Genomic DNA, 11,514 nt, shown 5'->3' on the forward strand with positions numbered 1-11,514 from the left:
CGAGTGCCGGCTTCAACGCCGGATTCTTGAGGAACAAGCCAACGATACCGCACATGGCGCATATCTCCCTTGGGGGCGGAAAATGCGGCTTTGCGCCGCGATGGTGCAAAGATAACCACCCGCCGCGTACTGTCAAGGATAATGAAACTTTTTTTACTGTCAGGAAACTCTATTCCTGGCGTGGTTCGGGGCCGGAATCAGCGCGGAATCACCCAGGAATCAGTCGTTATCCCGCGCATAGGTGATGATCGACAGGAAGCGGATCGGCAGTTTCAGAAGCTGCTCCGGCCCATGGGGGACGTCCGAGTCGAAATAGAGGCTGTCGCCGGGCCGCATGTGATAGAGCTTGTCACCGTGCCGGTAGCCGACTTCACCTTGTAAAATATAGAGAAATTCCACCCCATCATGCTGGAAGATGGGGAAGACGTCGGAGTTCTCGGTCAGCGTCACCAGATAGGGCTCGACCGCGAGGCCGCGGCTGAAACCATGCCCCAGAAGCTGGTACTGGTGCCCGGCACGGGTGCCGCGCCGTTCGATCGGCAGGCCCTGGCCGGCGGAAACGAAGGTCGCCGACCGTTCCTCCTCGAAGCCGCGGAAGAACGAGGTGACGGGGACCTGCAGCGCCTTGGAAAGCTCGTGCAAGGTGGCGAGCGACGGCGAGGTCTGGCCGTTCTCGATCTTGGAGAGCATGCCGGCGGACATGCCGGAGGCCTGCGAAAGCTGGGCCACCGTCATATTGAGTTGGTGGCGGAAATTGCGCACCTCGCGGCCGATGGCGGCTTCCAGCGAGCGCCCCTTGCCCGAAACGTGATGCGGGTCCTGCTGCAGATCGGCGGCGCGCTTGACCTGTTTGGCGGTCAACTTGTCCGGCGCGCCGGCCATCGACGTGGTCGACCGGCCTTGCCGCGCCATGCTCGCCTTGGCGGCCTTGCCGTCCCGCTTGGTACCGCTTTCGCGGCTGCTGCGCTCTCGCGCCATGACCCGTCCCACTGATGATTGTTCCGCGACCGACTCAAATGGTCGATGTCGGAGCATAGCGGCAGTTTCCAGCCGCGTCATGCCTCCTAAAGTCGCGGGCCCTGATCAGGCCGCCTGCCGATCCTGGCGCGGACTGACCGAAAACTGCCGGCGATAGGCCTTGGCGAAATGGGAGAGCGAGACGAAACCGCAGGCGATGGCGATCTCGGCCACTGAAAGTTCGGTCTGGCGCAGCATGCGCCGCGCCCGCTGCAGGCGGAGCTGGGCGTGGAACTTCGCCGGCGTGCATCCCAGATAGCGTTTGGAGAGCCGTTCCAGCTGGCGCTGGCTGACGCCCAGTTCATGGGCGAGGCGCGCCGGCGAGACCGGCTCCTCCACCGTCGCTTCCATGCGCTGGACCGCGCGCTGCACCACCGTGTTGCGCACGGCGGCACCCAACAGCACCTGGCGCTGGCCTTCCGTCGCCCCGCGAATGCCGCCATGGAGGAACTGGTCGGCGATCTGGCGCGCCAATTCGCGGCCATGATGGCATTGAATGAGTTCCAGCATCATGTCGAGGGCGGCGGTCGCCCCGGCGCAGGTGAGAATGCGCCCGTCGACGACGAAGAGATCGTTGAGGAGGTCGACCTCCGGAAAGGCCTCGCGGAAGGAATCGGCATAGTCCCAATGCACCGTGCAGCGGCGGCCCGTGAGGAGCCCGGCACGCGCCAGCACGAAACTGCCGGTGCTGACGGCGGCGAGAGCCAGGCCGGCCCGGTGCAGGCGGCGCGCCGCCGCCTCGACGGTCATGAAGCGCTTGGTTTCGGCGTGGCTGGCGGCGCAGATGATGACCATGTCGAAATCAGCCGGGTCGATCTCGCCGACCGGCCTTGCTGCCACTTCGATCCCGCTATTTGATTCAACGCTTTCGGCACCGGTGCCGAACAATGCCCATTGATAGAGCTTGCGGCCCGACATGCGGTTGGCGGCGCGCGCCGGTTCGATGGCCGAGGCGAACGACATCAGCGCAAAGCCGGGCACCAGAATGATGGCGAGACGGAAAGGTGCCGACCCGATGGTGCGGGCGGCCGCGAAATCGGCGATTTCGCGCCCTGCTATTTCATCTCGGCTCATTGCTCCAGATCTTGCAAGGCGGTGAGCCCCACGGGGCGAATGCCGAACTCTTTGCCGGCATCCATCAGGCAGGACCACAGATATTCGGCCGAGGCGATGTCGGCCAGAACATGGTAAGCGGCGTTCGCTCGCCCATCCTTCGCCTTGCGATCGGCACGGATGATGATGGCGCTCATCTTGGCGACCGAGGTCTGGGCGATGCTGCCGTCGGCAAAGCGGTCGCGGCGCAGGTCGACACCACACATCTTGGAGAACATCTCCGGCGCGAATTCACCCGCCAACATGAACCAGGCATGGCTGTCCTGGCGCGGCAGCGGGTAACCCTGTTGCGGGCGCGGGGCGCTTTCCGCCCACGTCCAGGCGCCATTGAGACGCTGCATCAAAGTACCCGTTCCGGCGAGAGAATCGAGCAGGAAGATCTCCATCGGCGCCAGGCGGGCGGCGAGTTCGCCGCCAGGCTGCACATAGGCCTTGTTGCTGTCCGGGCCGATGCTGAGGCCTTGCGCAGTCAGCCATTCGACCGTGCCGCGCCCCTTGAAGCCGACATGCGGCAGGACCGAGAGATCAGCCAGGGCCAACCGCCTTGCCGAGGCCAGTTCCGCCTCGCGCGCGGCGCCGAAATTGAGCGGTACGGCGCCGCCATTCACTTCGCCGAACTGCGCACCGAGGCTCGCCAATTCGCGGTAGATGAAGGAGCGGCGCTTGAGGCCGGCAGGATTGACATTGTTCATCTCACATCTCCTGCCGCTTGTTCTCAGGATCGTAGAATGGATATTTCGTCACCACGCCGGTGATGCGCCTGCCGCCGTCGACCTTGATGGTGAATTCCTTGCCAGGCTCGGCATCGTCGCCATGCACATAGGCAAGCCCCACCACCTTGCCGAGGCTCGGCGATTTCACCGCGGAAGTGACGCGGCCGACGATGTCCTCTCCCTTCAGCACCAGATGGCACTCTTCCGGGCAGGGATCGTTGGCGCTCTTCAGGGTGAAGCCGACCAGCTTCCGGGCAAGCTTCATCTTGGCCATGATTTCGGTCGACCGGCCGCCGACGAAGAAAGGCTTGGTCTTGGCCAATGCCCAGGGCATGTCGGCTTCCCAGACATTGGTAAGACCGTCCGTGTCCTGGCTGACAATGATATGGCCCTTTTCCAGACGCAGCACGCGCTGTGCCTCGACGCCGAAGGGCTTGATGCCTTCGGGCTTGCCGGCTTCGAGCAAGGCGTCCCACAGAGCCTCGCCATAGCCCGCCGGCACATGGATTTCATAGCCGAGCTCGCCGACGAAGCCGACGCGCATGAGCCGCGCCGGAATCCCCGCGACCGTCCCCATCTTGACGCCCATATAGGGGAAGCCTTCGGGCGAGAGGTCGATATCCGTGCAGACCTTCTGCAGGACGGCGCGCGATTTCGGCCCGGCGATATTGACGCCGTTCAAGGCCGCCGTCACATTGGCCACATCGACATCAAGCCGCCATTGCGCGTTCCAGAACAGCATCTGGCGATAGACCGCATCGACCCCGCTGGTCGTCGCCGTCACGTAGAAATGCTCGTCATGGAACCGGCAGGCGACACCGTCATCGGTGATGACGCCGGCATTGTCCGTCATCAGCACATAGCGCGAGCGACCCACCGGCTGCTTGGTGTAGCTGAACGTGTACATGCGGTTGAGGAATTCCGCGGCATCGGGACCCCGCACGTCGAGACCGCCCAGGGTCGAGACATCGATGAGGCCGACATTCTCGCGAACCGCCTTTACCTCCGCGTCGATGGACTTGCTCCGCTCCGACTTGGCGCCGTAATAGGCCGGACGCCACCAGACGCCGGCAGGCATCATCTGCGCACCCAGTTCCAGGTGTCGGTGGTGCATCGCCGTGCGCCGCTCCGGATCGAACACGCGACCGGCCAGATGCCCGAACTTCTCCGGCGTATAGGGCGGGCGTTGGGTGGTCACGTTCATCTTGGCGATGTCGGTGCCGGTTTCACGTGAAACAATGCGCACCGAGGTGACGGCCGAATGACGCCCTTGGCTCGGACCCATACCGACGGTCGAATAGCGCTTCAGCAATTCGACATTGTCATAGCCGTCGGCGATACCGTTGACGAGGTCGTGATATTTGAGGTCCTCGTCGAAATCGACGAAGTCGAAGCCGCGATCATGCGGGAAGATCGGCCAGGGATGTGTGCGGCCGACATTGCCCTTCTCCGCCACTGCCGCCGGAATCACGGCAACCGCGAGCCCGGCATCCTTGGCGGCGGCAAGGCCGGCGCGCTTGCCGTCGGCGATGACGGCATTGATGTCATAGACATTGTTGACCGAACCCGCCGCATGCACCTTGGCCGGCAATTCGACCGGCTGGAACATGTGGGATTGGTGGCAATAGCCGAATTTGGCGCCGGCATGGTGCAGCAACTGCCCCGCCGGGCTGAAGCCCACGGACATCAGGATGAGATCGCAGGCCACGGACGTGCCGCCGGCGCCGAACGTCCCCTCGCCGGCGACCGGCGCCAGCACGGCACCCGAGATATGCGATTTCTGCGCATAGACCGCTTCGCTGATGCCGTGGCCGGCATGGATCGCCACCCCTTGCGCCCGCACCGCGGCCACCAAAGGCGTTGCCGGCACGTCGGCACGGAGATCGGCAATGGCCGCGACCGTCACACCCGCATCGATGAGATCGAGCACTGCACCATAGGCATCGTCATTGGCCGCCAGGATCACCGCGTTGCGGCCCGGCCGCACGCCGTAAAGGCGGATGAGCCGCTGTGCGGCGCTGGCCATCATGACACCCGGCAGATCATTGTTGCGGAAGACCGCCGGCTGCTCGATCGAACCGGTGGCGACCACGATCGACTTGGCGCGCAGCTTATAGAAACGGTTCCCCTTGATGAGCGGGATCCAATTATCGGCAAAGAGGCCGGAGCAGATCGTGCCGGTCATCACCTGCACGCCTTTGGCACCGGCAATCGCCCGGCTGAAATCGCTCAAGCTACGTTCGCCCTGGGCGCCGGCTGCATCGAAGCGGGCATAGCCCAGCGATCCGCCCAGCGCCGCATTCTCCTCGATGAGGATGACCTCGGCACCGGCTTCGGCCGCCGCCTGCGCCGCGGCGAGGCCGGCCGGGCCACCGCCGATCACGGCGACATCGGCAAACAGATATTGCTTGTCGTAATAGCTCTCGTGGAAATCGGCCTTGGGATCGATTGTGCCGAGACCCGTCATCGCGCGCACGATCGGTTCCCAGAAGGCCCAGGACTTCTTCTTCTCGTTGAAGGTTTTGTAGTAGAAACCCACGGGCAGGAAGCGGTGCACCAGTTCGACCACGCGCGCCATGTCGCTGTCGAAGGAACCGAAATAGTTCTGCGCCTTCACCTTCAACCCGTTGGCTGCCGGATGCTTGTCGGCGAGGCAATTGGGCTCGTCGGCCAGCTGCACCAGCGTGTTGGCATCCTGCCCCGCCATGGTCAGCACACCGCGCGGGCGGTGATATTTGAAGGAGCGCGAGATCATCCACTGGCCGTTGGCGCAAAGCGCCGAGGCGATCGTATCCCCCTTGAAACCGGCGATGGTGCGGCCTTCGAAATCGAAGGTAACCGTCTCGCTGCGGTCGAGGAGACGCCCGAAAGGTGCGGGCAGGCGATTTTGTCCGCTCATTTACTTCTTCTCCCCAGAACCGGCGACAACCTTGGGCGCAAATTCCACGCGGGTGTTGAACAGCTCCGCCGCCGGATAGGTCTTGATGATCTCGTCGGTGATGTTGTTGCGCTCGGCGATGAACCAGAAGGAGGTGGGCACATGGCACCACCATTCGCGCACGATCCCGGCTGCGTTATCTTCCAGGAACAGCCAGTCGGCCCATTCCTTGTCGCCCAGCGAATTGGGGTCCGGCATCACCTTCACCTCGCCGCCCCAGGCGAATTCGCTGATGTTGCGCGGACCGTTCAAGGGGCAATTCATGACTTTCATGGCTCTTCCTCCCCTTAATGGCCGACCGAGGCCGCGCCCTTTTCGCCGACCTGGGCATAGTCGACGAAGCGGTCGAGATAGAACGGCTTGATGAGATCGTGCGGGCTGTCATGGGCGATCGTGTGCGCCATGGTCATGCCGCAGACCGGCGTTGCCTTGAAGCCCCAAGTGCCCCAGCCGCTGTCGATGTAATAGTTCTTGACCGGCGTCAGGCCCATGATCGGGCTGAAATCCGGCGTCATGTCGGTCATGCCGGCCCATTGCCGCATCACCTTCACCTCGCCCAGCATGGGCAGCAGTTCCAGCATGTGACCGAGCAGGCCTTCCTTGAAATCGAGGGTCGAGCGCGTGCCGTAAAGACCGTAAGGGTCGGTCGAGCCACCCATCACCAGTTCGCCGCGCGAGCTCTGGCTGACATAGACATGGAGCGAACCGGAGACGATGATCTGGTCGAGGAACGGCTTCAATGGCACGCTGACACAGGCCTGCAGCGGAATGGTGCGGATCGGCAGGCGGAAGCCAGCCATCTTGGCCACGACCGAGGTATTGCCGGCCACCGCCTGCATCACCCGGTTCGCATAGACGGTGCCGCGCGAGGTTTCGACGCCCTTCACTGTGCCGTTTTCGATAATGAGGCCGTTGACCGCGGTCTGCTGGTGGATCTCGACGCCGAGCTTGGCAGCACCCCGCGCATAGCCCCAAGCCACCGCGTCATGACGCGCGATCGATCCCGGCGGATGGTAGAGGGCGCCCATGATCGGATAGCGCACATGGTCCGACATGTTGAGATGCGGGCACAATTTGGCGATCTGGTCCGGATAGATGAGCTCCGAATCGACACCCAACTGCTTGTTGACCTCGGCGCGCCAGCGGCTGGTGCGCATGGCGGCATCGGTATGCGCCAGCGTAAAATGCCCGCGCTCCGAATAAAGGATGTTGAAATCAAGCTCCTGGCTGAACTCCCGGTAGAGCTTCAGCGACTGCTCGTAGAAGCGCACACCTTCCGGCGTCAGGTAGTTGGAGCGGATGATCGCCGTATTGCGCGCCGTGTTGCCGCCGGCCAGATACCCACGTTCCAGCACGCAGACATTGGTGATGCCGTGGGTGTGGGCGAGGTAATAGGCGCAAGCCAGCGCATGCCCGCCACCACCGATGATCACCACGTCATAGGATTTCTTCAAATCCTGCTGCTTGGGAATGAAGCGCTCGGCCGGGTATTTCTTGCGAAAGCCGTAACGCAGGATCTTCAGGGGAACGAAGGCTGGAATCATCGGATATGCCTTTGCGCATGCAGCAGAAGGACGGCAAGGCTATCTCAGCCGATTTTGCGGCATTGTCAATTATCGACACGCGATGACGCAGAAACGTCAGGTCGCCTTTTGCGTCATCTTCCAGATTCGTCATGCCCGGGCTTGACCCGGGCATCCACTCTCGCTGAGGCACCAGTGGATTGCCGGGTCAAGCCCGGCAATGACGGTAGAAACTACGGCAGCGGCGTCGCTTCGCTCTCCCGCGCGCGCTCGAGCAGCCATTTGCGGAGCAAGGTGGTGGCCGTGCGCGGCCTTGCGCCGATCGGTTCCACCAGGTGGAAGCCGAATTCGGTCACCATCACCTCCTCCACGGGGCGCACCAGGCGCTGGTCGTGGAGGAATTCATCGACGAAATAGCGCCAGCCCAAGCCCATGCCTTCGCCGGCGATGGCCGCCTGGATGAGCAGGGGGTAGGAGTTGAAGCGAATGCGCGCGGCGGGGAGTTTCGGCCGGTCCGGCATGTGCTGCGTCCAATCCTCCCAGGAAAGCCAACGCGGATCAGCCGATTCATATTCCAGCAGCGGCAGGGCGCGGAAATCCTCGACGCTCAAGGGCAGCTTCTTGCCCTTGAGCAGGGCCGGGCTCACCACCGGAAACATCTCGCCGCCGAACATGCGGGTGGCGTTCAAGGCGGGCCAGTGCCCGTCGCCATAGCGGACCGCCATGTCGATGCGCTCCTCGGCAAGGTCCCCCAGCGCGTCCGATGAAACCAGGCGCAAATCGATGCTGGGATTGGCCGAACGGAAACCGGGCAGCCGCGGCATCAGCCAGAAGGTCGAAAAGCCGAGACTGGCGCCGATGGTCACATTGCGCCGCCCCTGCTGCTGCCGAAGCGTCGTCGCCGTGTCGGAAATTGAGGTGAGGCCGGCCGTGACCGCACGATAGAGCATGTCGCCTTCCGGCGTCAGGCGCATGCCGCGGCGCGAACGGGAAAAGAGCAATACACCGAGATCGGCCTCCAATTGCTGGATCTGCCGGCTGATGGCAGCCTGGGTGAGGCTCAATTCGCGGCCCGCGGCGGTGAAGCTTTCCAGCCGCCCGGCCGCCTCGAATGCAACCAGCGAATTGAGGGGCGGCAAAGAGCGGCGCAGCGAGGGTCGAGCCATTTCCGGTTCCGTGAGCAAATGTTCAGCCATCTATACTGCAGCATTGCGACGGCATAAAGGGCGCGCATGCTTCCCCCACCCGTCATGACGTCGGATCATGCCGCGATCACATAAGGCCGGATTTACTTCCCGCCGCTTCCGCCTCAAGACTGGCGCCAGGATCACCCCAGGAGCCACCCAGGAGTAAGCCGCCGTGCAATCCGCCGCTCATTCGCCCCGCCTGCCCTTCGACCCGGCAGCGCTTGCCCGCGTGCTGCAGCCGATCGAAACCGCGCGCGGCCTGCCCAACGAGGCCTATGTCAGCCAGGCTTTCCGCGAATGGGAACGCGACCGCGTCATCGCCAAGACCTGGTTCTGCATCGGCTTCGGCCGCGATGTCGCCAATCCGGGCGATGCCTTCCCGAGCGATGTGCTGGGCCTCCCCGTGCTGATGGTGCGCCGCTATGACGGCACCATCGGCGTCTTCCACAATGTCTGCTCGCATCGCGGCGCACAGCTGGTAACCGAAGCCTGCAGCGTGAAGCGGCGGATCCGCTGCCCCTACCATTCCTGGGTCTATGACCTTGAGGGCAATCTCATGGGGACGCCGCATATCGGCGGCCCGCGCACCAGCGAAGCCCCCGGCTTCGACAAAAGCGAACATGGGCTTAAAGCCGTGCGCCATGCCGTCTTCTGGGACATGGTCTTCGTCAATATCAGCGGCGATGCCGAGCCCTTCGAAAGCTATATCAAGCCGCTGGCGGAGCGCTGGGCCGATTTCGACATGAACCATATCCGCCATCCCGGCGATGTCGGCAGCCTGAAGCTCACAGTCAACTGCAACTGGAAGCTGGCGGTCGAGAATTATTGCGAGGCCTATCACCTGCCCTCGATCCATCCGGGCCTCAACTCCTATTCCAAGCTCGACGATCACTATAATATCGAGGTCGAGGATCATTTCTCCGGCCAAGGCAGCCATGCCTATACGCCGCTTCTGGTGAAGGATGGGCCGAACCTACCGACCTTCCCGGGCCTGCCGGCACGCTGGGACAAGGCGTCGGAATATGCCTCGCTCTTTCCCAACGTACTGCTCGGCATCCACCGCGATCATTTCTTCGCCATCCGCCTGGAGCCAGTCGCCATCAACCAGACGCGCGAGCATCTGGAAATCTATTATGTCGGCGACGGCGCTGCCGACCCGCATTACGACGCCGTGAAGCAAGCCAATCTCAATGCCTGGAAGACCGTCTTTGCCGAAGACGTCGACGTGGTCGAGCGCATGCAGAAAGGCCGCCATTCCCCGGCCTATGACGGCGGCGTCTTTTCGCCGGCCATGGACGGCCCGACGCACTGCTTTCATCGCTGGCTGGCGAAAAACCTGCTCGCCGGCTGACCGAGTTCTAGCCGAGGATATCGACCCCGGCCCGCTCGAGCGCCGAAGCGAGTTCACCGCCCGGCGCGCGGTCGCTGACCAGCAGATCGATCGAGCTGAGCGGGCAGGCCGTGACGAGGCTTACCTGGTCGAATTTGCTGTGATCGAGCAGGGCCACGCGTTTCTTGGCCCGGGCAAGCATCTGGCATTTCACGGCAGCCAGCCCGGTATGACTCTCCTGCAGCCCTTCATTGGTGATGCCGGTCGAACCGACAAAGGCCGTACTCGCGTTGTAGCGCTGCAGAAAGCTCTCGGTCTCGGCGCCCGTGACGCAGGCCTCGCGCGTATCCAGAATGCCGGGGCATAGATGCACGACGATGCCGCCATTGCGCCCCAAGGTCAGCGCCACTTCCAGGCTGCTGGTGATGACGGTGAGATCGTCGCCATCCTCGGCCAGAAGTTCCGCCAGATGCATGACGGTCGACCCGGTCTCCAGCATCAGGATATCGCCGGGCGAGATCAGGGCCCGGGCGCGATGGGCGATCTGCAGGCGCTCTTCCTGAAATGCACCATGGCGCACGCGCCAGTTCGGTTCGTTGAGGATAGGCTTGGCGACGGCGCCGCCATAAGTCCGGCTGACGGCCCCCTCATTGCCGAGTTCAGCGAGATCGCGGCGGATGGTTTCGCCGGAAACGCCGAGCGCCTCGGCAAGGGCGCCCACCCGCACGGCAGCATTTGCCTGCAGCGCCTCTAGAATGCGCTTTTGCCGGGCGACCTTGTTCCGCGCGCTTCGACCCATAATTCATCCCCACCGATTCAGAACCGCGCGATCATGGCATTTCGGGTGCGCCCGCGCCAAGGCCAAGTCCCAAGAATATCTTTTGGCGACCAAGTGCGGGGCCGCTATGCTCGCGCCCATGAACGATTCCGCGACCGACACCGGCGTCCAAACCAACGCCGCCATTTTCTATCAGCCGGAAGGCTATGACACGAGCCGTCAGAAATTGATGGGCCGTCACGCCGCCGGCGAAGGATTCCTCAAGGGCTTTCTGCGCCATAGCGGCGTCGACACGCTTTATTGCTATGCCGCGACCAAGGAATATGCCGGACACTTCCAGCGCCTGGTTGGCAACTTCGGCAACAAGCGCCCGGTGCGCTGGCTGGATGAGAGCGATGCCGCGAGCCCGCGCGGTCCCGGTACGCTTTATCTTCCCGACCCCAGCCTCGCCGCCGCTGCCTGGCGTCGGCGCGGGGTCGGCCAGCGGCTTTATTCCATTACCGGCATCACGCATACCACGGCGTCGGCCGGCGCCATGGATTGGATCAGCGGCCTGCTCAGCTCCCCGGTACAGAATTGGGACGCCCTCATCTGCACCTCGCGCGTGGTGCGGGACACCATCGAACTGGTGCTCGACCGACAGCAGGAATATCTGAAGGAACGTATGGGAGCGGCGCATTTCACGAGCCCGCAATTGCCCGTCATTCCGCTGGGCGTCGATACCGAGGCCTTCACGCCGGTGGCGGATAGGCGCGATGCCGCGCGCGCGGCCCTGGGATTGGGGCCTGACGATATCGCGGTGCTGTTCGTCGGCCGGCTCTCTTTCCATGCCAAGGCACATCCTTTGCCGATGTATCTCGGCCTCGAGCGCGCCGCGCAAGCGCTGGCCAAAAGCGGCAAGCGCAAGATCCACCT

Annotated in this window: 9 protein-coding genes and 1 pseudogene; 2 read left to right on the top strand and 8 right to left on the bottom strand. The window is 63.4% G+C overall.

All coding sequences use genetic code 11. The annotated features are described in order from the left end of the window. Positions 1 to 219: 219 nt before the first annotated feature. The 7 genes from ACE3OO_RS19970 to ACE3OO_RS20000 form a co-directional block, all read right to left on the bottom strand. A complete protein-coding gene (locus ACE3OO_RS19970; protein WP_374305810.1) occupies positions 220 to 978 on the bottom strand; it encodes a helix-turn-helix domain-containing protein in 759 nt (252 codons plus the stop codon). Between the two features lie 105 nt (positions 979 to 1,083). Then, entirely contained in the window at positions 1,084 to 2,091 is a 1,008-nt protein-coding gene (locus tag ACE3OO_RS19975) for a GlxA family transcriptional regulator (protein WP_374305812.1), read from the bottom strand. Beyond that, a complete protein-coding gene (locus ACE3OO_RS19980; protein ID WP_374305815.1) occupies positions 2,088 to 2,822 on the bottom strand; it encodes a hypothetical protein in 735 nt (244 codons plus the stop codon). Before ACE3OO_RS19980 ends, ACE3OO_RS19975 begins: the two co-directional genes overlap by 4 nt. A 1-nt stretch (position 2,823) precedes the next feature. Further along, positions 2,824 to 5,742, bottom strand: coding sequence for a 2Fe-2S iron-sulfur cluster-binding protein (locus ACE3OO_RS19985; protein ID WP_374305817.1), 2,919 nt, complete (start codon positions 5,740 to 5,742; stop codon positions 2,824 to 2,826). Further along, positions 5,743 to 6,054 carry a sarcosine oxidase subunit delta gene (locus tag ACE3OO_RS19990; RefSeq protein WP_374305819.1) on the bottom strand — a complete coding sequence of 104 codons (312 nt, stop codon included), beginning with the start codon at positions 6,052 to 6,054 and terminating at the stop codon, positions 5,743 to 5,745. Between the two features lie 14 nt (positions 6,055 to 6,068). Further along, positions 6,069 to 7,325 carry an FAD-dependent oxidoreductase gene (locus ACE3OO_RS19995; protein WP_374305821.1) on the bottom strand — a complete coding sequence of 419 codons (1,257 nt, stop codon included), beginning with the start codon at positions 7,323 to 7,325 and terminating at the stop codon, positions 6,069 to 6,071. Positions 7,326 to 7,537: 212 nt separating this feature from the next. Beyond that, complete coding sequence (locus tag ACE3OO_RS20000) at positions 7,538 to 8,470, bottom strand: LysR substrate-binding domain-containing protein (protein ID WP_374305824.1); 933 nt, start codon at positions 8,468 to 8,470, stop codon at positions 7,538 to 7,540. 193 nt (positions 8,471 to 8,663) lie between these two features. Between ACE3OO_RS20000 and ACE3OO_RS20005 the strand changes: the two genes are divergently transcribed. Next, positions 8,664 to 9,842: an aromatic ring-hydroxylating dioxygenase subunit alpha gene (locus tag ACE3OO_RS20005; protein WP_374305826.1), complete on the top strand. Its 1,179-nt coding sequence runs from the start codon at positions 8,664 to 8,666 to the stop codon at positions 9,840 to 9,842. A gap of 7 nt (positions 9,843 to 9,849) precedes the next feature. On the opposite strand, the gene ACE3OO_RS20010 is transcribed toward ACE3OO_RS20005, so the two are convergent. Beyond that, on the bottom strand, positions 9,850 to 10,620 hold the full coding sequence (locus tag ACE3OO_RS20010) for a DeoR/GlpR family DNA-binding transcription regulator (protein WP_374305828.1): 771 nt from the start codon (positions 10,618 to 10,620) through the stop codon (positions 9,850 to 9,852). Positions 10,621 to 10,738: 118 nt separating this feature from the next. Between ACE3OO_RS20010 and ACE3OO_RS20015 the strand changes: the two are divergent. After that, positions 10,739 to 11,514 (top strand): annotated as a pseudogene (locus ACE3OO_RS20015) (glycosyl transferase-like protein); the annotation flags it as partial.

Source organism: Ferrovibrio sp., from assembly GCF_041906005.1.
In the GTDB taxonomy this organism is placed as follows: domain Bacteria; phylum Pseudomonadota; class Alphaproteobacteria; order Ferrovibrionales; family Ferrovibrionaceae; genus Ferrovibrio.

Excerpts from the sequence above, each read along its gene's own strand:
- ACE3OO_RS20000 (WP_374305824.1), bottom strand. The coding sequence starts at position 8,470 with ATGGCTCGACCCTCGCTGCGCCGCTCTTTGCCGCCCCTCAATTCGCTG.
- ACE3OO_RS19975 (WP_374305812.1), bottom strand. The coding sequence starts at position 2,091 with ATGAGCCGAGATGAAATAGCAGGGCGCGAAATCGCCGATTTCGCGGCC.
- ACE3OO_RS19995 (WP_374305821.1), bottom strand. The coding sequence starts at position 7,325 with ATGATTCCAGCCTTCGTTCCCCTGAAGATCCTGCGTTACGGCTTTCGC.
- ACE3OO_RS19980 (WP_374305815.1), bottom strand. The coding sequence starts at position 2,822 with ATGAACAATGTCAATCCTGCCGGCCTCAAGCGCCGCTCCTTCATCTAC.
- ACE3OO_RS19970 (WP_374305810.1), bottom strand. The coding sequence starts at position 978 with ATGGCGCGAGAGCGCAGCAGCCGCGAAAGCGGTACCAAGCGGGACGGC.
- ACE3OO_RS20010 (WP_374305828.1), bottom strand. The coding sequence starts at position 10,620 with ATGGGTCGAAGCGCGCGGAACAAGGTCGCCCGGCAAAAGCGCATTCTA.
- ACE3OO_RS19985 (WP_374305817.1), bottom strand. The coding sequence starts at position 5,742 with ATGAGCGGACAAAATCGCCTGCCCGCACCTTTCGGGCGTCTCCTCGAC.
- ACE3OO_RS19990 (WP_374305819.1), bottom strand. The coding sequence starts at position 6,054 with ATGAAAGTCATGAATTGCCCCTTGAACGGTCCGCGCAACATCAGCGAA.